The sequence below is a fragment of the Pantoea sp. R102 genome (assembly GCF_004916815.1).
Lineage (GTDB): Bacteria > Pseudomonadota > Gammaproteobacteria > Enterobacterales > Enterobacteriaceae > Pantoea > Pantoea dispersa.
On sequence record NZ_SDFT01000023.1, the window covers coordinates 1 to 22970 of the forward strand.

The window sequence follows — 22970 nt, forward strand, 5'->3', positions numbered from 1 at the left end:
GCGCGCTGTTTCTGGCGCTGCTTGATCAGCACATCCGCCATCGCCACAGCCAGCAGCCGTGGGGGCTGATGGTGATCCGCATCGAAACCCTGCAGGAAGCCAATGGCGTCCTGAGCGATGAGCAACGCGATACGCTGATGCTGACGCTGGTGGAAAAAATCCGCAGTACCATTGATGACCATACGCTGCTGGCACAGACCGGACCGAGTGACTTTGCGCTACTGATGAAGCGTGCGCACAACCCGTTTCGCGCCATGCGGCTGGCGCGCAACCTGATGCTACGCATCAACCAGCCGGTGAACCTGTATCAGCTGCAGCTGCGCCCCAACGCCAGCATTGGCCTGGCGCTGCATGATGACAACACCGTGTCCGCAGGCGAACAGCTGGCGCGCGCCACGTCGGCGATGATGTCGGCGCGCCATCAGGGTAAAAACCAGATTCTGTTCTTTGACCCGGCGCTGACCGAGCGGGCGCAGAAGCGCTTAACCCAGGAGCACGACATCCTGCAGGGTCTGCAGGATGGCCAGTTTGCGCTCTATCTGCAGCCGCAAATCAATATGGCCACCGGCGAGCTGGCCGGCGCAGAAGCGCTGCTGCGCATGCGAATGCCGGACGGCAGCTATGGTTTATCCGAAGAGTTCATCGCCAGTGCCGAAGAGATTGGCGTCATCTCCGCGCTCGGCCGCTGGGTATTTGAAGAGGCGTGCCGCATTATCGCTGGCTGGCAGCGCCACGGCATCAATCTGCCGCTCAGCGTGAATATCTCCGCAGTACAGCTGCGCGATGCCAGCGTGGTGAGCCACCTGCAGGGGCTGCTGGAGCGCCATCGCATTGCGCCGGGTAACTTCGTGCTGGAGATCACCGAAACCGCGCAGATTGGCGATGCTGAACAGGCGATGGCGCTGCTGCGCTCGCTGCAGCAAACCGGGGTGGCGGTCGCGCTGGATGATTTCGGCATGGGCTACTCCAACCTCAACTACCTGCATCAGTTCAAAGCGCTGCCGGTCAATAAGCTGAAAATGGATCGCAGTTTTGTCGCCGCGCTGCCGGATGATGACACCATGGTGCGCATCGTGGCGGCAATTGCCGACATCATCCACCTCGACGTGATTGCCGAAGGCGTCGAAACCGCCGAGCAGCGCGACTGGCTGCTGGCGCGCGGAATTACCATCGGGCAGGGCTACTTATATGCTGAAGCCCTGCCGTTATCGGTGTTTAACCAGCGCTGGCTGGCCAGCTCGTCACCGTCTGAATAATCACCTTATTTATTGATTTTCCTTGCAGAATTGCACCGTTATGGGGTGCTGAAGCGTTTCAGTTCATAGTTAGAGTTTTGTAACTTTTGTAAGGAATGTAAGGGTATACTAATCCTGTTAACAGAGTGTTATTTTCCTCGCCATCGGTAAGGTCATACGCTTCCAGGCGGCTTGCCGCATGCGTTTCTCCATAACAATGGCGGTGAATGCCGTCTATACCTGGACACCTGTTATGAAACTGTTCAAAAGCCTCTACTTTCAGGTGCTGGTTGCCATCGGCATCGGCGTCCTGTTAGGCCACTACTACCCTGAGTTAGGCGCGCAAATGAAGCCGCTTGGCGATGGCTTCGTTAAGCTGATCAAGATGATCATCGCCCCCGTGATTTTCTGTACGGTGGTGACCGGTATTGCCGGCATGGAGAGCATGAAAGCAGTTGGACGGACCGGCGCAGTGGCGCTGCTCTATTTCGAAATTGTCAGCACCATCGCGCTGATTATCGGTCTGGTGGTGGTCAACGTGATCCAGCCGGGCGCGGGAATGAACGTCGATCCGGCGACGCTGGATGCCAAAGCGGTTGCGGTCTACGCGCAGCAGGCTGAGCAGCAGGGCGTGATTGCCTTCCTGCTGGACGTGATCCCGAACAGCGTGGTCGGTGCCTTCGCCAGCGGTAACATCCTGCAGGTGCTGCTGTTCGCTATCCTGTTTGGCTTTGCGCTGCATCGCCTCGGTAACGCCGGCACCGTGATGTTCAACGTCATCGAGAGCTTCTCGAAGGTAATTTTTGGCGTGATCAACATGATCATGCGTCTGGCACCGATTGGTGCGTTCGGCGCCATGGCGTTCACCATCGGTAAATATGGTGTCGGATCGCTGGTGCAGCTCGGTCAGCTGATTATCTGCTTCTACATCACCTGCGTACTGTTCGTGGTGATTGTGCTGGGGATTATTGCCCGCTGGGCCGGCTTCAACATCTTTAAGTTTGTTGCCTACATCAAAGAAGAGCTGCTGATTGTACTGGGTACATCTTCTTCCGAGTCGGCGCTGCCGCGCATGCTGGATAAGATGGAGAAGCTGGGCTGTAAGAAATCGGTGGTCGGGCTGGTGATTCCAACTGGCTACTCGTTCAACCTCGATGGCACGTCGATTTACCTGACCATGGCGGCGGTGTTTATCGCTCAGGCGACCAACGCCCACATGGATGTCTTCCACCAGATCACGCTGTTAGTGGTGCTGCTGCTCTCCTCCAAAGGCGCGGCAGGGGTGACCGGCAGTGGCTTTATCGTGCTGGCGGCTACGCTGTCGGCGGTGGGACATCTGCCGGTGGCCGGTCTGGCGCTGATTCTCGGCATTGACCGCTTCATGTCGGAAGCCCGTGCGCTCACCAACCTGGTGGGTAACGGTGTGGCGACTGTGGTGGTGGCGAAGTGGGTCGGCCAGTTGGATGAAGCGCAGATGAAAGCGACGCTTTCTTCAGCGAAAAAGGTCAATAACGCTTCACAGACCAGCGCGTAATCCTCTATTTGCGTTAATTTGCCGTGAAATGCCCGCTGTCGCTTGCCCTGACAGCGGGCATTTGCATAATAACCCCATTGATTTTTTTCCCGATTTTTTTCCTCGTCGCGCGACATCCTGGCCTTCCTGTGGTCAAAGAGTCTGTCGTTGAATAAACGTGGCGGCAGCCTGCCGCCGTGGTTCGCTGAAAAGCGGCCGCCTATGGCGCGCACGAGCGTTTATCTGTTTGAGTAGGGGTTCACATGCAGGGCACCAGAATTCGGCTTTTGGTTGGCGGATGGCTGCTTGCGGCATCTGGCTTCGGCGTCCACGCCGAAACACTTCAGCCTGATCCCGCCTGGCAGGAAGGCAAACTGGACAATGGTTTCAGCTGGCAGCTGCTGACCACACCACAACGTCCGAGCGATCGCATCGAGCTGCGCCTGATAGTTAATACCGGTTCGCTGGTGGAAAGCGCCCAGCAAACCGGGTTCAGCCATCTTTTACCGCGTCTGGCGATGGTACATAACACCGCGCTGGATACCAATCAGCAGCGCGCACTGTGGCAACAGGCGATGGATCCACAGCGACCGCTGCCGCCGGCCATCTCGTCTTATGATTTCACTCAATACAATCTCAGCCTGCCGAACAACCGGCCGGAGCTGCTGAAAGAGGCGCTCAGCTGGCTGGCGGCCACCGCCGGTAAAATGACCATCAATGAGCAGGTGGTGTCGACCGCGCTGACCGCCACCGATCCCATCGCGACCTGGCCGCCCAATACGCAGGATGTGTGGTGGCGCTATCGCCTGAAAGGGTCGACCATGCTGGCGCATGATCCGGGCGAACAGCCGCGCGCGCCGGTGGATATCGCGCAGCTTAATGCCTTTTACCAGCAGTGGTACACGCCGGACGGCATGACGCTGTACGTGGTGGGCAACGTGGATAGCCGCAGCATGGCGGAGCAGATCAACAAAGCGTTCTCGCCACTGCAAGGCAAACGGGTGGCGCCCGCGGCGCTGCCCACGCTGTCGCCGCTGCCGCATCAGCCAATCAACCTGGTTAACGGCGGCATGATGCAGGATCGCCTGTCGCTGGTGTGGGATACGCCATGGCAGCCGATCCGCGACTCGCAGAATCTGCAGCGCTACTGGCAGAGCGATCTGGCGCGCGAAGCGCTGTTTTGGCACGTCCAGCGCGCGCTGGCCGACAGCAAAGCGCAAAACGTGCAGGTTGGTTTCGACTGTCGCGTGCTGTATCAGCGTGCGCAGTGCGCCATAAACATGGATTCGCCTAACGCGTCGCTGGCGCAGAACCTGAACCAGGTGGCGCGTGAGCTGGCCACCGTGCGTGACAAAGGTCTGCCGCAGGAGGAGTTTGATGCGCTGATGGCGCAAAAGCTGCTGGAACTGAACAAACTGTTTGCTACCTACGCGCGCACCGACACCGATATTCTGATGGGGCAACGTCTGCGCTCGCAGCAGAATTCCGTGGTGGATATCGCGCCGGAGCAGTACCAGAAACTGCGTCAGGCGTTTCTCAGTGAGTTAACGCGCGACCAGCTCAACCAGGAGCTGCGCCAGCAGTTAACGCAGGAGCTCACCATGGTGCTGATTCAGCCGCAGGGTGAGCCCGAAACCAACGTCAGGATGCTGCAGGACAGCTGGGACAAGGTGATGAAGGTTCCGGATGCGCCTGCCGCCGCTGCTACCCCGGACGAAGCTAAACCCGAAAATAATGGCAGCGCGAGCGCGACCGATCCGGCTCAACCCTCGTCATAACACAGGGCGCATGAGTCCCCGCAAGTAAGGTGCGCTGCAGCAAGGCGGCACGAGTGTTCATCCTCAGGAGCTTACGTAAGCGAACGGGATGAACGCGCGCCGCCAGCGGCGCTGCGGTTCAACGTAGCAGGGGCATCAGGTCTTTGCGCGCAGCCATTCGGTCACCAGCATCGGCCAGCTGGCCAGCGGCAGATCCGCCACGCCACGAATCCCAAAGCCGTGGCCGCCTTTCTGATAAAAGTGAATTTCCGCCGGCACCTTGTGCTCACGCAGGGCACTAAAAAACACCATGCTGTTATTAACGGAAACCGTCTCATCGTCAGCGGCGTGGATCAGCAGCGTCGGCGGCGTCTGGCCGTGCACGCGCGTCTCCAGCGAATAAGCATCAATGCTTTTCTGATCCGGCCACGCGCCCAGCAGGCGGGTGCGTGAACTTTCATGCGCCAGACCGTCGCGCATGCTGATGACCGGATAGAGCAGCACCATCGCATCAGGCCGCGGTGACAGGCTGTCGGCCTGATCCTGCAATGGATAGATTTTTTCGCCAAAACGGGTGCCGAGGCTGGCGGCCACGTGCCCGCCAGCGGAAAAGCCCATCATCACGATGTACTTTCCGTTCAGGCCGCGCTGTGAGCGCTCGCGCAGCACGCGCACCGCACGCTGGGCATCGGCCAGCGGCGCATCCGGCCCTTCATGATGGCCGTCGTACGGCAGGCGATAAGTCATTACCGCCAGCGTGTAGCCCATCGAGGTGAAAAAGGTGGCGAGGGCGCTGCCTTCGCGGTCGATCAGTACGCGCTGATACCCGCCGCCCGGTGCCACCAGCAGGGTGATACCGTTTGAGGTTTCCGGATGCCAGATCGCCATCTCCGGGCAGCGCACGCCGGTGGCGGCGCGGTCGTAAGGTTCGAACTCTCTGGCCAAATCGACGATCTGCGGCTGAGCGCGCGAGTCACTCGCGCCTGGCGCGTCGCCGTGCGGCCAGATATTGATAATTTCTGTGTGCATAAATCTGTCCTGAGCGAGTCATGTTGTCGTTATTGTGTTCGCGGTCGACCTGACAGCTTCCTGCTGTGGTTGATTAAAACATGGTCTTTTTTCGCGCGATCGTCCAGCCGAAAACCGCCGGCGTCGCCAGTTTCGGACTATGCCTGGCGGTCGGGTTTATCGTCGTAATGCATTGAATTTAAATCAGTCTGATTAGCGGCATTTAAGTGGTGAGCGTCAGGCAGAGAGGCGGCTGGATGGCGTGCGTCATTAGTAAAAATTGCCCGGTGAATCTGTGTCATTAAGCCAAATTTTCGCGGTGATATTTTTCAGCGTAATAATCAATTTGCCGTCAGGGCAGAGGGGAAATTGTCGCGACGCGTAGCAGGCAGCGCGGCGCGACACTCGTGTGCGGTATTAAACGGTTTTTGGCATCGCGCTGGGCGGAATAATCGCGCCGCGATGCTGGATCACCGTACTGGCGGTGAGATGGCCGCGCGCTGCGGCCTGCTCCACGCTGCCACCCGCGAGGCGCACCGCCAGATAACCAGCGCTGAAGGAGTCACCTGCGGCGGTGGTATCGACAATCTGCGCCGGAGCCAGTTTGATGGCCGCAATGTCCCGCAGCGGCTCGTCGCCGCGCGCCACCAGGCAGGAGTCAGCACCACGTTTGATCACAATCTCCTGCACGCCGGCGGCGCGCGTGCGCGCAATCACGTCCGCCAGCGGCTGTTCGCCCCACAGCAGGTGTTCATCATCCAGCGTCAGAAAGGCGATATCGGTGTGGCGTAGCATCGCCGCATAAGCCTGCTGCGCACTGGCGCTATCCGCCCACAGACGCGGCCGGTAGTTGTTGTCAAAAATCACGGTGCCACCGTTTTGCCGGCAGGCACTGAGCAGCGCCATCAGCTTTTCGCGGCTGGCCTGAGGCAGGATCGCCAGGCTGATGCCGCTCAGGTAGAGATAGTCGTAATGCGCCAGCTGCTGACAGATGGCCCCGGCCTGCGGGCTATCCAGCCAGAAGCGCGCGGCTGCATCGCTGCGCCAGTACCAAAAGGTGCGCTCGCCGTGGGCATCGGTTTCGATGAAGTAAAGCCCGGGCATTTTGTCCGGCAGGCGCTGCACCAGCTGCGTGTGCACCTGCTCCTGCTGCCAGGCCGCGATCATCTGGTCGCTGAAGCTGTCGGTGCCAAGCGCGGTGACATACTCCACACGCAGCTGGCTGGAATCGCTCTGCCGTGCCAGATAGACCGCGGTATTCAGCGTATCGCCGCCAAAGCCGCGTTTGATGTTCTCACCTTTTTCGGACAGCTCAATCATGCATTCGCCAATAATGGCGATGGTTTTCTGCGTCATGGTGTTTGGCCTGTAGTGAATGCTGCGCTCTAGTCTCGCGTCTGGTATGGCAGTCGTCAATGCTTTTTAAAACGCTGTTTTAATTTGCCTTAAGGCGTAAAACCGCGCTTCTGCACCGATTTAGCGGCCAAACCGGGGGTTGTTTTGCCGATTAAGCCGCAGACACGCTGCTAGACTCAACAGCTCGTGTGGCTGCGCAGACCAATAAAGTTATCCAGGGGAGAGCCGATACTTGCCACTGAGATGCTATTTGCAGGCACTCAATACCAACCAGGAAAACACCATGGTGATGAAGAATTTGAGTCATCGGCTGCCTTTTTCTCCCGAACTTGAGCAACAACAAGAAACCCGTCTCTACTGGCAGCAGTGCCAACGGTGCTACACTTTCCAGCCGATTTACCAGGTTTCTGGCCGCTTACTGGCTATTGAACTGCTTACCGCCGTGGTGCATCCCGCCGCACCTGAGCAAAACGTGTCACCCGAAGACTATTTCGAGGCGCTGACCATTGCCCAGCGTCTCGACATCGTCCAGGAGCAGCTTGAACTGTTATTACAGTGGGCTTCCTTCTTCAGCCAGCGTCAACTGGTGGCCTCCGTCAATATTGATGGTCCCACGTTACTGGCCATTCAGCAGCATGCGCCCGTGCGCGCGCTGATCGTCCAGCTGCCGTGGGTGCGCTTCGAACTGACTGAGCACCACGCGCTGCCGCAGGAAGAGATGGTGGCGCAGATGCCGGAGCTGGGCCCGCTGTGGCTGGATGACTTTGGGTCCGGTATGGCCAACTTCTCCGCGCTGACCGAACTGCGCTACGACTACATCAAGCTTTCGCGCGAGCTGTTTATGCTGCTGCGCGCCAGTGATGAAGGGCGCTCGCTGTTCTCCATGCTGCTGGCGCTGATTAACCGTTACTGTAACGGCGTGATCGTCGAAGGGGTGGAAAACGAGGAGGAGTGGCAGCAGGTGCGCAACTCGCCCGCCATGGCCGCACAGGGCTATTATTTTTCCCGTCCGCTGCCGTTTAACCAGCTGGAAAACCTGGTACTTGAGCTTCCGTAATTCCGTTCTGCCGCGTCTCGACTATCTTTAAGGAGACGTGGAAGGGCAAGGAGGAGGCAAAATGTCGCGTACAGGAAAAATAATTAGCTGGGTGGTCGGGATTTTATTGTTGCTGGTTGTGGTGGTCGTGGTGATTATCGCCACCTTTGACTGGAACCGCCTGAAGCCAACCATCAACCAGAAAGTCTCGGCAGAACTGAACCGACCGTTCGCTATTCGCGGCGATCTTGGCGTGGCCTGGGTGCGCAATCGCGAAGAGCCAGGCTGGCGCAGCTGGGTGCCGTGGCCGCAGGTGCACGCTGACGATGTCATGCTCGGTAATCCGCCCAGCGTGCCGGAAGTGACAATGGTGCATTTGCAGCGGGTGGAAGCCACGCTGGCGCCGCTGGCGCTGCTGCACAAAGAGATTTACCTGCCGTGGATTAAGATGCAGCAGCCGGATGGGCGACTGGTGCAGACCGCCGATAAGAAAAATAACTGGACCTTCAACCTCGCCAGCAGCGAAAACAGCGACCCCAACGCGCCGCCTTCGGCATGGTCATTCCGCCTTGATAATATCCTGTTCGATCAGGGACAGCTGCGCTATCGCGACGCCATCAACAAAGCCGATGTCACGGTGAAGATCAATCCGCTGGGCAAACCGGTGCCGTACGCGCAGGTCGCGGGCGGTAACGACCAGCAAAAAGGGGCCGGCGATTTTGTGTTTGGCTGGCAGGCAAGCGGGACCTACAACAACCAGAAACTCGATGGTGACGGTAAGATTGGCGGTATGTTGTCGCTGCGCAGCAAAACCACGCCGTTCCCGTTGCAGCTCGACGTACGCAATGGCACCACACGTGTGCGCGTGGATGGCACCCTGCAGGATCCGCTCAATCTCGGCGGGCTGGATGTGCGGCTGCGCTTCTCCGGTGACACGCTGGCAAATCTGTACGGCTTAACCGGCGTGCTGCTGCCGGACACGCCACCGTATGAAACTGACGGCCACTTGATTGCGCGTTTCAATGAAGAGAAAGGGCCGCTGTTCCGCTACGAAAAATTCAACGGTCATATTGGTGACAGCGATATCCACGGTTCGCTCAGCTACCGTCAGGGTAAACCGCGTCCGACGCTGAGCGGCGAGCTGACGTCGAACCAGCTGCGTATGGCGGACCTTGGGCCGCTGATTGGGGTTAACTCCGGCAAGGGCAGTGAAAAAACGGCGCAGGCCAAAGCGCAGCACGGTGAGGCCAGCACCCAGCCGGCGGATCGCGTGTTGCCACATGACAAGTTCGATACCAAAAACTGGGATGTGATGGACGCTGACGTGAAGTTCAGCGGCAAGCGTATCGAGCACAGCAGCAAGCTGCCGCTCAGCGATCTCTATACCCATCTGCAGCTGAAAAATGGCGACCTGCTGCTGGATCCGCTGCGCTTCGGCATGGCCGGCGGCAGCATTAATTCGACCATCCATCTGGAGGGCGATCGCTCACCGATGCGCGGCCGCGCCGACCTGCATGCGCGCAAGCTGCAGCTGCGTCAGCTGTTCCCGGATGTCACCGCCATGCAGCGTAGTCTCGGCCAGCTCAACGGGGATGCCAGCCTGACCGGCACCGGCAATTCGGTGGCCGACCTGCTGGGCACCAGCAATGGCGAGCTGAAACTGTTGATGAACGATGGCCTGATCAGCCGCAGCCTGATGGAGATTGCCGGGCTGAACGTTGGTAACTATGTGGTGGGTAAACTGTTTGGCGACGATGAGGTGCGCATCAACTGTGCCGCGACCGACCTGAATATCCGTCAGGGACTGGCGACGCCGCGGCTGTTCGTGTTCGATACCGAGAACGCGGTGATCAACGTTACCGGCAACGCTAACTTTGCTAATGAGCGCTTGGATCTGTCGATCAATCCGGAGAGCAAGGGCATTCGTATCATTACGCTGCGTTCGCCGCTGTATGTGCGCGGCACCTTCAAAAACCCGGATGCCGGAGTCAAAGCCGGTCCGCTGCTGGCGCGCGGTGCCGCAGCCGTCGCGCTGGGGGCGGTGGTCGCGCCGGCGGCCGCACTGCTGGCGCTGATTTCACCGAGCGACACCGATGACAATCAGTGCAGCAACGTACTCCAGCAGATGAAAAGCAAAAAGTGATCAGTTACGCCACAGCACTTTGATGATGTGGTAGCCAAAAGCGGTTTTCACCGGTCCGTAAGGTTGCAGCAGCGGGCAGGTGAACACCGCTTTATCAAACGCCGGCACCATCTGCCCTTTGCGAAACTCCCCCAGATCGCCCCCGTTACGCCCGGACGGGCAGGTCGAATGTTTTTTTGCCAGTTGCTGAAAATTCGCGCCTTTTTCCAGCTGCGCCAGCAGCGCTTTCGCCTGCGCTTCCTGTTTCACCAGGATATGTAAAGCCGCCGCGGTTTTCGCCATGATGGTGTTCCCGTTATGTATAATGTGCGACGCATTATAGCGTAGTGCGCTTCAGTTGTAGGGTCGCCATTGATGGCGACCTTTGCGCTCAGGTGCGCATCAATGCGCACCCTACGGCGCGATGTAAATCTTCCTGTCTGATTAAATTGAGTGATGTTTTTCTATGCGTCTTAATCCCGGCCAACAACGTGCTGTCGAATTTGTCACCGGTCCCTGTCTGGTGCTGGCCGGTGCGGGTTCCGGTAAAACCCGCGTGATCACCAATAAAATCGCCCATCTGATCCGTGAATGCGGCTATCAGGCGCGCCATATCGCGGCGGTGACCTTCACCAACAAGGCGTCGCGCGAGATGAAAGAACGCGTGGCGCAAACGCTGGGACGCAAAGAGGCGCGCGGCCTGATGATCTCAACCTTCCACACGCTGGGCCTGGAGATCATCAAGCGCGAATACAAGGCGCTCGGCATGAAATCGACCTTCTCGCTGTTCGACGATCAGGATCAGCTGGCGCTGCTTAAGGATCTGACCAAACAGTGGCTGGAAGAAGATAAAACCCTGTTGCAGCAGCTGATTTCCACCATCTCCAACTGGAAAAACGACCTGGTCGACCCGCAGGGCGCGGCCGGCCTCGCCAAATCGCAGCGCGACCAGATTTTTGCCCACTGCTACGCGCTGTACGATCAGCATCTGAAAGCCTGTAACGTGCTGGATTTCGACGATCTGATTCTGCTGCCGACCCTGCTGCTGCAGCGGAATCAGGAGGTGCGCGAACGCTGGCAACAGCGCATCCGCTATCTGCTGGTGGATGAGTATCAGGACACCAACACCAGCCAGTATGAGCTGGTCAAGTTGCTGGTCGGTGCCCGGGCGCGCTTTACCGTGGTCGGCGATGACGATCAGTCTATCTACTCGTGGCGCGGCGCGCGGCCGCAGAATCTGGTACTGCTGAAAGAGGATTTCCCGGCGCTGGAAGTGGTGAAGCTGGAGCAGAACTACCGCTCGACGCAGCGTATTCTTAAATGCGCCAATATCCTCATTGCCAACAATCCGCACGTGTTTGAAAAGCGGCTGTTCTCTGAGCTGGGCGAGGGCAGCGAGCTGAAAGTGCTGAGCGCCAACAATGAAGATCACGAAGCTGAGCGCGTGGCGGGCGAGCTGATTGCCCATCACTTTATTAATAAAACCCAGTACAAAGATTACGCCATTCTTTATCGCGGTAACCATCAGTCGCGCGTGTTTGAAAAGCTGCTGATGCAAAACCGTATTCCTTATCGCATCTCCGGCGGCACGTCGTTCTTCTCGCGGCCGGAAGTCAAGGACTTGCTGGCCTATCTGCGCGTGCTGACCAATCCGGAAGATGACAGCGCGTTTCTGCGCATCGTGAACACGCCACGCCGCGAGATCGGCCCCGCGACGCTGCAGAAGCTGGGTGAGTGGGCCAATCTGCGCAACAAAAGCCTGTTTAACGCCAGCTTTGATATGGGGCTGGAACAGACGCTTTCCGGGCGCGGGCTGGAGCATCTGCAGCGCTTTACCCACTGGCTGAATGAAATCGTTCAGCTCACCGAGCGTGAACCGGTGAATGCGGTGCGCGACCTGATTCGCGGCATCGACTACGAAAGCTGGCTGTTCGAAACCTCGCCCAGCCCGAAAGCGGCGGAAATGCGCATGAAGAACGTCAATACGCTGTTTCAGTGGATGACCGAAATGCTGGAGGGCGACGAGCTTAACGAGCCGATGACGCTGGCGCAGGTGGTGACGCGTTTTACCCTGCGCGACATGATGGAGCGCGGCGAGAGCGATGAAGAGCTCGATCAGGTCCAGCTGATGACGCTGCACGCCTCGAAAGGGCTGGAGTTCCCCTATGTCTATCTGGTGGGCATGGAAGAGGGGCTGCTGCCGCATCAGAGCAGTATCGATGAGAACAATATCGAAGAGGAGCGTCGCCTGGCCTACGTGGGCATCACCCGCGCGCAGAAAGAGCTGACTTTTACCCTGTGCCGCGAGCGCCGTCAGTACGGCGAGCTGGTGCGTCCGGAACCAAGCCGCTTCCTGCTGGAATTGCCGCAGGATGATGTGGCGTGGGAGCGTGAGAAAAAGGTGATCAGCGCCGAAGAGCGGGTGAAAACCGGGCAAACGCGCGTCGCCGGCTTACGTGCGATGCTGGAGAACGCGAAGAAGGGGTGATTATTTCGTCAGAGCCGCAAGCCTGGTCTCTGGCGAAAATCGTTGCGCGCGCCGCAGAGGCAAAGCGCCCGGCAAAGCAAACTTCACTCGCGTAAAAGCGCAGTTGCCGGGCGTTTTTCAACGCAGCAGCAGCAGGTTCGATCAGGAAATCGTCAGCAGCCAGTGCACATACGACTGGTAATGGCTCTCCTGCTCCAGCAGCTCGGCGCGCAGCGGATGCGCAGCCAGCCAGCCTGCCGGCAGCGTCAGATGCAGCGCATCATCATCCGCCTGCAGACGCACCGCCGGCAGCGTGTCGTCGCGTCGCCGGCTGGAGAAGATGATTGCCAGCCGCAGCAGACGGCTCAGCCGCTCTGCCATGCGCGGTGGCACGGCGTTTTGCTGCGTCAGCAGCGCCAGATCGATGCTGCCGCTCTGGTTCTGCAGTAGGCAGGCCAGCATTTTTTTCTGTGCGGGGGTGAAACCAGGAAGATCGAGATGGCGAATCAGATACGCGGCGTGCTGTGGTGCCTGGCGGAAATCGACGCTCAGGCCAATTTCGTGGATTGAACAGGCGCTGAGGAGTAAATCGCGACATCGCTGATCCAGCTTCCAGCTGCTGCTCACCTGACGGAAAAAGCTCTCTGCCAGCTGGCGCACGCGGCCCGCCTGCTCAACATCAATGGCGAAACGACGCTGAACGTTCTGCAGCGTGCGGCTGCGAATATCGCGGTCAATCGGCAGATGCAGCATGCCGTACACCAGCCCTTCGCGCAGTGCGCCGCCGGCCAGCGTCATGCTCTCAATGCTCAGCTCGTGGAAAATGGCGATCAGGATCGACAGGCCGCTGGGAAACACCAGCGCACGCTCCAGCGTCAGCCCTTCAATCTCCAGCTCCTCCAGCTTGCCGCACTGAATGGCACGCTGCTTGAGCTGCTGCAGTTTGCTCAGGGTGATGCGCTCATCCATGCCCTGCGCCACCATGATCTCCTGCAGCGCCTGGACGGTGCCGGACGCGCCCACGCAAATCTGCCAGCCTTTCTCTCGCAGTGCCGGCGCAATCGGACGGATCATTTCACGTGCGGCCTGTTCGGCCTGGGTAAAGTTCTCTTTGGCGAGATGACGATCGCTGAAGAAGCGCTCCAGCCAGGTCACACAGCCCATCGACAGGCTAAACAGCGTCGTGGCGTGCGCACCTTCGCCGGTCACCAGCTCGGTGCTGCCGCCGCCGATATCGACCACCAGCCGCTGGTCAGAGCCGCCGGTGGTGTGCGCAACCCCCTGATAGATCAGGCGCGCTTCTTCCTCACCGCTGATGACGTTCACCGCGCAGCCGAGAATCTGTTCCGCCTGAGTCAGGAAATCCTGCGCGTTGCTGGCAATGCGCAGCGTGGCGGTTGCCACCACGCGGATTTGTTCCGGGGGAATGTCCTGCAACTGCTCGGAGAACAGACGCAGGCACTGCCAGCCGCGCTGCATCGCCTCAGCCGAGAGATGGTTGGCCGCATCAAGACCTGCCGCCAGACGCACCTTGCGTTTAATTCGCGCGACGGTCTGAATACTGCCGGACACTTCGCGCACCACCAACATATGAAAGCTGTTAGAACCTAAATCAATCGCAGCATAAAGTGACGATGCGCTTAGCATGTGTGCTTAACCCGAACGTTTACGGTTGTTGTTGCGCGGGGCACCGCCGCGACGGTTGCTGTTGTTGCCACCGCGACGTGGACCGTTGCCCGAGCGGTTACGCTGCAGGCGTTTCGGTGGCGGCAGGTCGCTCAGCAGGGCGTCGCTGTTGTACTTGCTCACCGGAATACCGTGACCGATGTACTCTTCAATCGCCGGCAGGTTGAGCGCGTACTCTTCACAGGCCAGGCTGATGGAGTGACCGCTGGCGCCAGCACGACCGGTACGGCCAATGCGGTGCACGTAATCTTCGCGATCGTCCGGCAGGTCGTAGTTGAAGACGTGCGTAACTGCCGGGATGTGCAGGCCGCGCGCGGCGACGTCGGTGGCAACGAGGATATCCACATCACCTTTGGTGAAGTCGTCCAGAATGCGCAGACGTTTTTTCTGCGCCACGTCGCCGGTCAGCAGGCCCACGCGGTGGCCATCGGCAGCCAGGTGGCCCCAGATATCTTCACAGCGGTGCTTGGTGTTGGCGAAGACGATGGCGCGGTCCGGCCACTCTTCTTCCAGCAGGGTCTGCAGCAGACGCATCTTCTCTTCGTTCGAAGGGTAGAACAGCTCTTCTTTAATGCGGTGGCCGGTTTTCTGCTCGGGCTCAACTTCAACGTATTCGGCGTTGTTCATGTGCTCGAACGCCAGTTCACGTACGCGATAAGAAAGCGTGGCCGAGAACAGCATACTCAGGCGCTGGGTGGCCGGCGGCATGCGGCGGAACAGCCAGCGAATGTCTTTAATGAAGCCGAGATCGAACATGCGATCCGCTTCATCCAATACCACGACCTGAATGGCGCCGAGGTTGATGTGATTTTGTTTGGCGTAGTCAATCAGGCGTCCGGTGGTGCCCACCAGAATATCGACACCGTCTGCCAGCACTTTCAGCTGCTTGTCATAGCCATCGCCACCATAGGCCAGGCCCAGCTTCAGGCCGGTGGCCTGTGCCAGCGGCTCGGCATCGGCATGAATCTGCACCGCAAGCTCACGCGTCGGTGCCATGATCAGCGCGCGTGGTTGATTAACCTGGCGGCCTTCAGCAGCAGGATGAGAAAGAAGATAATGAAACGTTGACGTCAGGAACGCCATCGTTTTGCCGGTACCGGTTTGCGCCTGACCCGCGACATCACGCCCTGAAAGCGCAAAAGGCAACGCGAGCGCCTGAATCGGCGTGCAGTTATGAAAGCCTTTCTTATCAAGGGCTTCCACTACCTGTGGGTGCAGGGCGAAGTCGGAAAACTTCTGTTCTGTTAAGTGTGTTTTGCTCATAGTGTGGTAGAATATCAGCTTACTATCGCTTTACGAAAGCGTATCCGATGAAATAAAGTCAACCTACGTTGGTATATTTTACGCCAATTCGCCAGGCATAATCTTTGGAGTTAAACATGAGCAGCGATAAAATCGTTCACCTGACCGATGACAGTTTCGACACTGACGTGCTGAAAGCCGACGGTGTGACGCTGGTAGATTTCTGGGCTGAATGGTGTGGTCCTTGCAAAATGATCGCCCCGATTCTCGACGAAGTCGCAGAAGAGTACGACGGTAAGCTTACCATCGCCAAGCTGAACATTGATGAAAACCCAGGTACTGCGCCAAAATACGGTATTCGCGGTATCCCGACCCTGCTGCTGTTCAAGAACGGCGAAGTGGCGGCGACCAAAGTGGGTGCGCTGTCTAAAGGTCAGCTGAAAGAGTTCCTGAACGCTAACCTGGCCTAATCCCGGCGCGGTGTTTGTTCGGCAGTGGTGAATTTTTTCGCCACTGCTGGACGTCTCCCTTCAGGCGTGTTAAGTTGACCTCACTGCATTACGCACTTACCTTGTAGTTTGCATCTAAAGTTTTCCCTTGTCAGACCCAGCTCGCATTGAACGTTTTCGTGGTTTGGCAATCTGACGGCTAGCACATTCGGCATCACCTTTCGACCGTCTCCTCGCTTCCTATCGCCACATCTGACGATAACCGTCGAGCAGCGTTGAAAAAGAGCCATTAACAGGCATGGAATTTTTGCCATACCATTCACGACAAACATTTCGAGAATTACCCCGAGTTTAAGAACCCATCACTATGAATCTTACCGAATTAAAGAATACGCCGGTTTCTGAGCTGATTACTCTCGGCGAAAATATGGGGCTGGAAAACCTGGCGCGTATGCGCAAACAGGACATTATTTTCGCCATCCTGAAACAACACGCGAAGAGCGGCGAAGACATCTTCGGTGATGGTGTGCTGGAGATACTGCAGGATGGATTTGGTTTCCTCCGCTCCGGAGACAGCTCCTACCTCGCCGGTCCCGATGATATCTACGTTTCTCCCAGCCAAATCCGCCGCTTCAACCTCCGCACTGGTGACACCATTTCTGGCAAAATCCGCCCACCGAAAGAAGGTGAACGCTATTTTGCGCTGCTGAAAGTTAACGAAGTTAACTACGACAAGCCAGAAAACGCCCGTAGCAAGATTCTGTTTGAAAACCTGACGCCGCTGCACGCGAACAACCGTCTGCGCATGGAGCGTGGTAACGGTTCGACCGAAGACCTGACGGCGCGCGTGCTGGATCTGGCATCGCCAATCGGTCGTGGTCAGCGTGGTCTGATCGTCGCACCGCCGAAAGCCGGTAAAACCATGCTGCTGCAGAACATCGCGCAGAGCATCGCGTACAACTATCCTGACTGCGTGCTGATGGTGCTGCTGATTGACGAGCGTCCGGAAGAAGTAACCGAAATGCAGCGTCTGGTGAAAGGCGAAGTTATCGCGTCTACCTTTGACGAACCGGCCTCGCGTCACGTGCAGGTTGCAGAGATGGTGATCGAGAAGGCTAAGCGCCTGGTCGAGCACAAAAAAGACGTTATCATCCTGCTGGACTCCATCACCCGTCTGGCGCGCGCCTACAACACCGTAGTGCCGGCGTCGGGTAAAGTCCTGACCGGTGGTGTTGACGCCAACGCCCTGCATCGTCCGAAGCGTTTCTTCGGTGCGGCACGTAACGTGGAAGAGGGCGGCAGCCTGACCATCATCGCCACCGCGCTGGTTGATACCGGTTCGAAGATGGACGAAGTGATTTACGAAGAGTTTAAAGGTACAGGTAACATGGAACTGCACCTGTCACGTAAAATCGCTGAGAAGCGCGTGTTCCCGGCTATCGATTACAACCGTTCCGGTACGCGTAAAGAAGAGCTGCTCACCTCTCAGGAAGAGCTGCAGAAGATGTGGATCCTGCGCAAAATCATCCATCCGATGGGTGAAATTGATGCAATGGAGTTCCTCATCAATAAACTGGCAATGACCAAAACCAACGACGAATTCTTCGATATGATGAAACGCTCGTAATCTGTTGCCGTCGGTAACGGCCTGAGCCAGCCGGCTAACGGCACAAATTGCCAGGATTTATGACTAACGCCACGTCTTAACGTGGCGTTTTTCATTTGTGGGCATTAGGATTATGCCTGTCAGGAAGCAGACATATTGACTGAGGCAGCAAAGCGGCGGTTTTTTCAGCAAACGCACGCGCTGCGACAGAATTCAGACCAGGGATATACAGCAATGGCGGGAAAATTGCTTATTGTTGTCCATGATTTTAGCTGAGAGCGTTAACGTGAATTTACTCACTATGAGTACTGAGCTTGGTTTAGTTTTTCTTTTTTCTTTAGCGTTCCTGTTTTTTGCTCGTAAAGCGGCTAAAAAAATTGGGCTTGTGGACACGCCGAATTCCAGAAAACGACACCATGGTGCCATTCCGTTAGTCGGCGGTATCTCCGTGTATGCGGGGATTTGCTTCGCCTTTGCCATCTCAAATTATTATCTGCCGCACGCCGTGCTGTACCTCTTCTGCGCCGGGGTACTGGTGCTGGTCGGCGCGCTCGATGACCGCTTTGATATCAGCGTCAAAATCCGTGCCGTGGTTCAGGCGGCGATCGCCATCGTGATGATGGTCGGGGCAAAACTCTATTTACTGAGCCTGGGGTTTATCATTGGTCCGGTCGAGCTGATCGTCGGGCCTTTCGGCTATGTGCTGACGCTGTTCGCGGTATGGGCAGCGATCAATGCTTTCAATATGGTGGACGGTATTGATGGTCTGCTGGGTGGATTATCCTGCGTCACCTTCGCCGCGATGGGCATCATCCTCTATTTTGACGGACAGACCAGCCTGGCGATGTGGTGCTTCGCGATGATCGCCGCCACTATTCCCTACATTCTGCTTAATCTCGGCTTTTTAGGCCGCCGTTATAAAGTGTTTATGGGTGATGCCGGCAGTACCATGATCGGCTTCACCATCATCTGGATTCTGCTGGAAACGACGCAGGGCCTCAGCCATCCCATCACGCCAGTCACCGCCCTGTGGCTGATTGCTATTCCGCTGATGGACATGGTGGCGATCATGTATCGTCGCCTGCGCAAGGGCATGAGCCCGTTCTCGGCCGATCGTCAGCATATCCATCACCTGATCATGCGGGCCGGTTTTACCTCCCGCCAGGCCTTTTTATTGATTACCGTGGCCGCCGCGCTGCTGGCCGGGATCGGCGTGCTGGGCGAATATCTGGCATTTATTCCCGAGTGGGTCATGCTGGCGCTGTTCCTCGCTGCTTTCCTCCTTTACGGTTATTGCCTGAAACATGCATGGCGCGTCGCGCGCAAAATCCGTCGTATCAAACGTCGCTGGCAAAGCAGCGGCGAAGAGAAAAAATAATTACCCAGATAAGTACCCGGATAAGGACACTTTTGTTATGACCTCTGTCGTTGTGGAGAACGAACTGGATGTACGCGGCCTCGGCTGCACGCTGTGGCGCGGCAAAGGCTGGATTATTGGCCTGGCGCTGCTGTTTGCGCTGCTGGCGTGGCTGGCTTCCATGTTAATGAAGCAATCCTGGAGCGCCACGGCGGTGACCGATCGGCCGACGGTGAATATGCTGGGCGCATTCTTTGTGCAGCAGCAGTTTCTCAATAATCTGGATGTGCGCAACGAGACCGTCAGCCTGAATACGCCAGCACCGACGGTGATGGATGAGGTCTATCAGGAGTTCACCATGCAGCTGGCGTCGTGGGATACGCGTCGCGATTTCTGGCTGCAGACTGATTACTATAAGAGCCGCAAAAGCGGTAATGCACACAACGATGCCGCGCTGCTCGACGATCTGATCACCAACATTCAGTTCACCCCGGCCGATGCCACCCACAATACGCTGGATAACATTAAGCTGATTGCGGAGACCGCCGGCGACGCTAACAATCTGCTGCGGCAGTACATTGCCTATGCCAGCGAACGCGCCGCGCGCCATCTCAATGATGAGCTCAAAGGTGCGTGGCAGGCGCGCAGCGTGCAGCTGCAGGCGCAGGTCAGCCGTCAGCAGGAAGTGGCACAGGCGGTGTTTGATCGCCGTCGCCAGCGCATCGAGCAGGCGCTGAAAGTGGCCAGCCAGCAGGGCATTAAAGAGAACCGCGCGCCGGTCAGCGGTGAAGCGCTGCCGGACAGCGATCGCTTCCTGCTGGGGCAGCAGATGCTGCAGGCGCAGCTGGATACCCTGCAAGCCAGCGGACCTGCTTACGATTTAAGCTATGATCAAAACAGGGCGATGCTCAACACACTGCAGGCCGGACCGCGTCTGGATAAACCGTTCCAGACCTACCGTTACCTGCGCACGCCGGAAGAGCCGGTCAGCCGCGATAGCCCACGTCGCCTGTTTATGATGGTGATGTGGGGCGCGATCGGTGCGCTGGTGGGTGCCGGCGTAGCGCTGGTGCGTCGTCCGCGTGCAACATTCGCCAACCGTCACTAAGAGAATCCGCGTGAAAGTTCTGACTGTATTTGGCACGCGCCCTGAAGCGATCAAAATGGCTCCGCTGGTGCAGGCACTGGCGCAGGATGCTGCCTTCGAATCGCGCCTGTGCGTGACGGCACAGCATCGTGAAATGCTTGACCAGGTACTGCGCCTGTTCCGGCTGCAGCCCGACTATGATCTCAATATTATGCGGCCCGAACAGGGACTGACCGAGATCACCAGCCGCATTTTGCAGGGTATGAAGACCGTGCTGGCAGACTTCCAGCCGGATGTCGTACTGGTGCACGGCGATACCACTACCACCTTTGCCGCCAGCCTGGCCGCGTTTTACCATCAGATTCCGGTGGGCCACGTTGAGGCGGGTCTGCGGACCGGTAACCTGATGTCACCGTGGCCGGAGGAGGCCAACCGTACCCTGACCGGCCATCTCGCCAGCTATCACTTCACGCCGACAGAAAATTCGCGGCAAAACCTGCTGCGCGAAAATCTGCCCGACGCGCGCATTTTCGTCACCGGCAATACGGTGATCGATGCGCTGCTGTGGGTACGTGATCGCGTGCTGGATGATGCCGATCTCAATGCCCGCCTGGCGGCGCGTTACCCGTTCCTTGAGGCCGGTAAAAAGCTGATTCTGGTTACCGGCCATCGGCGCGAAAGCTTTGGCGAAGGCTTTGAACGCATCTGCAGCGCGCTGGCGCAGCTGGCGCGTCAGCATCCGCAGCTGCAAATCGTCTATCCGGTGCACCTCAACCCTAACGTCAGCGAGCCGGTGAACCGTATTCTGAGCGGTATCAACAACATCATTCTGATTGAGCCGCAGGAGTACCTGCCGTTTGTCTGGCTGATGAATCGCGCCTGGCTGATTCTTACCGATTCCGGTGGTATCCAGGAAGAGGCGCCGTCGCTGGGCAAACCGGTGCTGGTGATGCGCGAAACCACCGAGCGGCCGGAAGCGGTCGCGGCCGGTACGGTGAAGCTGGTCGGCACCGACGTGAATAAAATTGTTGCTGAAGTCAGCCTGCTATTGCAGGACGACGAGGCGTGGCAGGCGATGAGCCGCGCGCACAATCCGTATGGCGACGGCCATGCCTGCGCGCGCATCCTGCAGGCACTTAAACAACACAGAGTTTAACTATGCGTTTTTCAACCATTTCCGTTATCGGACTGGGCTACATTGGGCTGCCGACGGCAGCCGTTTTTGCGTCGCACGGGAAACAGGTCATCGGCGTGGATATCAATGCGCGCGCGGTGGAAACCATTAATCGCGGCGAAATTCATATCGTCGAGCCTGAGCTGGGCGACGTAGTACGTGCAGCGGTGCACAACGGCAACCTGCGCGCCACCACCCAGCCTGAAGCTGCCGACGCCTTTCTGATTGCCGTGCCGACGCCGTTTGTCGGCGATCATCAGCCGGATCTCAGCTACGTGCAGGCGGCTGCGCTGTCGATTGCGCCGGTGCTGAAGGCCGGCGATCTGGTGATCCTCGAATCAACCTCGCCGGTGGGCGCCACTGAACAGATGGCGCAATGGCTGGCGGCGGCGCGCCCGGATCTGCGCTTCCCGCAGCACGGCGAGCAGCCTGACGTTTTTATCGCTTACTGCCCGGAGCGCGTGCTGCCGGGGAAAGTGATGGTCGAGCTGCTGGAAAATGACCGCGTGATTGGCGGCATGACGCCGGCCTGTTCGGCGCGCGCCAGCGAGCTGTATCGCATTTTCCTGCGCGGCGAGTGTGTGGAAACTAACGCGCGCACCGCAGAGATGTGCAAGCTGACGGAAAACAGTTTCCGCGATGTGAACATCGCCTTTGCCAACGAACTGTCGCTGATCTGCGCCGAACAGGGGATCAACGTGTGGGAACTGATTGCGCTGGCGAACCGCCATCCGCGCGTCAATATCCTGCAGCCGGGACCGGGCGTTGGCGGCCACTGCATTGCGGTCGATCCGTGGTTTATCGTGGCGCAAAACCCGCAGCAGGCACGGCTGATCCGAACCGCGCGTGAGGTCAACGATGCCAAGCCGGGCTGGGTGCTGGATCAGGTTAAACAGGCGCTGGCCGAGTGCCTGACGGCCAGCGGCAAGCGTGCCACGGACGTGACTATCGCCTGCTTCGGTCTGGCATTCAAACCTAATATCGATGACCTGCGTGAAAGCCCGGCGATGTCGGTGGCGCAGCGTATTGCGGGCTGGCACAGCGGCCGCACCTGGGTGGTCGAGCCGCATGTGGCGGATATTCCGCCGCAGCTCGCCGAACGCGCTACGCTGGTGTCGCTGGCTGATGCCCTGCAACACGCCGACATCCTGGTGATGCTGGTCGATCATGCGCAGTTCCGCGCCGTCACCCCTGAACAGGTGACGCAGCCGTGGATTGTGGATACCAAAGGAGTCTGGCGATGAAACAGTTTTTAGTTACCGGCGGCGCCGGTTTTATTGGCTCCGCGCTGGTGCGCTTCCTGATTGCCAATACCGACCACCGGGTGGTGGCGGTGGATAAGCTGAGCTATGCCGGCAATCTGGCGTCGCTGGCACCGGTTGAGCAGGATGCACGCTTTGCTTTTGAGCAGGTCGATATCTGCGACCGCGCCGCGCTGGATCGCGTGCTGGCGCAGTACCAGCCGGACTGCATCATGCATCTGGCGGCAGAGAGTCACGTGGACCGCTCGATTGACGGGCCAATCGCCTTTGTCGAAACCAATATTGTCGGCACCTACCAGCTGCTGGAGGCGACGCGCCATTACTGGAACGGCATGACGGATGAGCGCAAGAAAGGCTTCATCCTGCACCATATCTCCACCGACGAAGTGTTTGGCGATCTGCACGGCACGGAAGATTTCTTTACCGAAACCACGCCGTACGCCCCGAGCAGCCCTTACTCGGCGACCAAAGCCAGCAGCGACCATCTGGTGCGTGCGTGGCTGCGCACCTACGGACTGCCTGTGGTGGTCACCAACTGTTCCAACAACTACGGGCCTTACCATTTCCCGGAAAAACTGATTCCCCTCACCATTATCAATGCGCTGGCCGGTAA

18 protein-coding genes are annotated in these 22970 nt (G+C 58.2%); 13 read left to right on the plus strand and 5 right to left on the minus strand.

Going from position 1 to position 22970, the window contains the following annotated elements:
• The 3 genes from ERD80_RS03145 to ERD80_RS03155 all read left to right on the plus strand — a co-directional run.
• Positions 1-1256 (plus strand): EAL domain-containing protein (locus ERD80_RS03145; protein WP_136545708.1); only part of this gene is annotated, 1256 nt, incomplete at its 5' end.
• A gap of 232 nt (positions 1257-1488) precedes the next feature.
• Positions 1489-2769, plus strand: a complete 1281-nt coding sequence (locus ERD80_RS03150; RefSeq protein WP_031279619.1) for a dicarboxylate/amino acid:cation symporter — start codon at positions 1489-1491, stop codon at positions 2767-2769.
• 242 nt (positions 2770-3011) lie between these two features.
• Entirely contained in the window at positions 3012-4526 is a 1515-nt protein-coding gene (locus ERD80_RS03155) for a pitrilysin family protein (protein ID WP_058771050.1), read from the plus strand.
• Between the two features lie 135 nt (positions 4527-4661).
• Here the strand turns inward: ERD80_RS03155 and ERD80_RS03160 are convergent, their stop codons facing one another.
• Both ERD80_RS03160 and ERD80_RS03165 read right to left on the minus strand, forming a co-directional pair.
• Complete coding sequence (locus ERD80_RS03160; RefSeq protein ID WP_058758092.1) at positions 4662-5534, minus strand: alpha/beta hydrolase; 873 nt, start codon at positions 5532-5534, stop codon at positions 4662-4664.
• A gap of 396 nt (positions 5535-5930) precedes the next feature.
• A complete protein-coding gene (locus ERD80_RS03165; RefSeq protein WP_059010798.1) occupies positions 5931-6869 on the minus strand; it encodes a sugar kinase in 939 nt (312 codons plus the stop codon).
• Positions 6870-7152: 283 nt separating this feature from the next.
• On the opposite strand from ERD80_RS03165, the gene pdeH reads away from it, so the two are divergent.
• On the plus strand, positions 7153-7926 hold the full coding sequence (pdeH, locus tag ERD80_RS03170; RefSeq protein WP_021506997.1) for a cyclic-guanylate-specific phosphodiesterase: 774 nt from the start codon (positions 7153-7155) through the stop codon (positions 7924-7926).
• A gap of 61 nt (positions 7927-7987) precedes the next feature.
• Positions 7988-10048, plus strand: a complete 2061-nt coding sequence (locus ERD80_RS03175) for an AsmA family protein (RefSeq protein WP_136545709.1) — start codon at positions 7988-7990, stop codon at positions 10046-10048.
• Here the strand turns inward: ERD80_RS03175 and ppiC are convergent, their stop codons facing one another.
• On the minus strand, positions 10049-10330 hold the full coding sequence (gene ppiC / locus ERD80_RS03180; protein WP_058758095.1) for a peptidylprolyl isomerase PpiC: 282 nt from the start codon (positions 10328-10330) through the stop codon (positions 10049-10051). It lies immediately after the preceding gene.
• 163 nt (positions 10331-10493) lie between these two features.
• On the opposite strand from ppiC, the gene rep reads away from it, so the two are divergent.
• Complete coding sequence (gene rep, locus ERD80_RS03185; protein WP_136545710.1) at positions 10494-12515, plus strand: DNA helicase Rep; 2022 nt, start codon at positions 10494-10496, stop codon at positions 12513-12515.
• A 141-nt stretch (positions 12516-12656) separates the two neighbouring features.
• Here the strand turns inward: rep and ppx are convergent, their stop codons facing one another.
• Positions 12657-14141, minus strand: a complete 1485-nt coding sequence (ppx, locus tag ERD80_RS03190) for an exopolyphosphatase (protein WP_059010791.1) — start codon at positions 14139-14141, stop codon at positions 12657-12659.
• A 6-nt stretch (positions 14142-14147) separates the two neighbouring features.
• Entirely contained in the window at positions 14148-15443 is a 1296-nt protein-coding gene (gene rhlB / locus ERD80_RS03195; protein ID WP_031279615.1) for an ATP-dependent RNA helicase RhlB, read from the minus strand.
• 116 nt (positions 15444-15559) lie between these two features.
• Between rhlB and trxA the strand changes: the two genes are divergently transcribed.
• The 7 genes from trxA to ERD80_RS03230 form a co-directional block, all read left to right on the plus strand.
• Positions 15560-15892: a thioredoxin TrxA gene (gene trxA, locus ERD80_RS03200; protein WP_021313352.1), complete on the plus strand. Its 333-nt coding sequence runs from the start codon at positions 15560-15562 to the stop codon at positions 15890-15892.
• 346 nt (positions 15893-16238) lie between these two features.
• Positions 16239-17498, plus strand: coding sequence for a transcription termination factor Rho (rho, locus tag ERD80_RS03205; RefSeq protein ID WP_021506991.1), 1260 nt, complete (start codon positions 16239-16241; stop codon positions 17496-17498).
• A gap of 280 nt (positions 17499-17778) precedes the next feature.
• Positions 17779-18855: a UDP-N-acetylglucosamine--undecaprenyl-phosphate N-acetylglucosaminephosphotransferase gene (gene wecA / locus ERD80_RS03210; RefSeq protein WP_021506990.1), complete on the plus strand. Its 1077-nt coding sequence runs from the start codon at positions 17779-17781 to the stop codon at positions 18853-18855.
• Positions 18856-18892: 37 nt separating this feature from the next.
• Complete coding sequence (gene wzzE, locus ERD80_RS03215) at positions 18893-19942, plus strand: ECA polysaccharide chain length modulation protein (RefSeq protein WP_021506989.1); 1050 nt, start codon at positions 18893-18895, stop codon at positions 19940-19942.
• A gap of 10 nt (positions 19943-19952) precedes the next feature.
• Positions 19953-21077 (plus strand): UDP-N-acetylglucosamine 2-epimerase (non-hydrolyzing), encoded by a 1125-nt coding sequence (gene wecB, locus ERD80_RS03220; RefSeq protein ID WP_058758100.1) that lies wholly within the window; start codon positions 19953-19955, stop codon positions 21075-21077.
• A gap of 2 nt (positions 21078-21079) precedes the next feature.
• Positions 21080-22339, plus strand: a complete 1260-nt coding sequence (wecC, locus tag ERD80_RS03225; RefSeq protein WP_088516569.1) for a UDP-N-acetyl-D-mannosamine dehydrogenase — start codon at positions 21080-21082, stop codon at positions 22337-22339.
• A partial coding sequence (locus ERD80_RS03230) for a GDP-mannose 4,6-dehydratase (RefSeq protein ID WP_136545711.1) occupies positions 22336-22970 on the plus strand: 635 nt, incomplete at its 3' end. The genes wecC and ERD80_RS03230, both read left to right, overlap by 4 nt.

Excerpts from the sequence above, each read along its gene's own strand:
- ERD80_RS03150 (WP_031279619.1), top strand. The coding sequence starts at position 1,489 with ATGAAACTGTTCAAAAGCCTCTACTTTCAGGTGCTGGTTGCCATCGGC.
- ERD80_RS03175 (WP_136545709.1), top strand. The coding sequence starts at position 7,988 with ATGTCGCGTACAGGAAAAATAATTAGCTGGGTGGTCGGGATTTTATTG.
- ERD80_RS03160 (WP_058758092.1), bottom strand. The coding sequence starts at position 5,534 with ATGCACACAGAAATTATCAATATCTGGCCGCACGGCGACGCGCCAGGC.
- pdeH (WP_021506997.1), top strand. The coding sequence starts at position 7,153 with ATGGTGATGAAGAATTTGAGTCATCGGCTGCCTTTTTCTCCCGAACTT.
- rho (WP_021506991.1), top strand. The coding sequence starts at position 16,239 with ATGAATCTTACCGAATTAAAGAATACGCCGGTTTCTGAGCTGATTACT.
- ERD80_RS03155 (WP_058771050.1), top strand. The coding sequence starts at position 3,012 with ATGCAGGGCACCAGAATTCGGCTTTTGGTTGGCGGATGGCTGCTTGCG.
- rhlB (WP_031279615.1), bottom strand. The coding sequence starts at position 15,443 with ATGAGCAAAACACACTTAACAGAACAGAAGTTTTCCGACTTCGCCCTG.
- ppx (WP_059010791.1), bottom strand. The coding sequence starts at position 14,141 with ATGCTAAGCGCATCGTCACTTTATGCTGCGATTGATTTAGGTTCTAAC.
- wzzE (WP_021506989.1), top strand. The coding sequence starts at position 18,893 with ATGACCTCTGTCGTTGTGGAGAACGAACTGGATGTACGCGGCCTCGGC.
- trxA (WP_021313352.1), top strand. The coding sequence starts at position 15,560 with ATGAGCAGCGATAAAATCGTTCACCTGACCGATGACAGTTTCGACACT.
- wecC (WP_088516569.1), top strand. The coding sequence starts at position 21,080 with ATGCGTTTTTCAACCATTTCCGTTATCGGACTGGGCTACATTGGGCTG.
- ERD80_RS03165 (WP_059010798.1), bottom strand. The coding sequence starts at position 6,869 with ATGACGCAGAAAACCATCGCCATTATTGGCGAATGCATGATTGAGCTG.
- wecA (WP_021506990.1), top strand. The coding sequence starts at position 17,779 with ATGAGTACTGAGCTTGGTTTAGTTTTTCTTTTTTCTTTAGCGTTCCTG.
- ppiC (WP_058758095.1), bottom strand. The coding sequence starts at position 10,330 with ATGGCGAAAACCGCGGCGGCTTTACATATCCTGGTGAAACAGGAAGCG.
- rep (WP_136545710.1), top strand. The coding sequence starts at position 10,494 with ATGCGTCTTAATCCCGGCCAACAACGTGCTGTCGAATTTGTCACCGGT.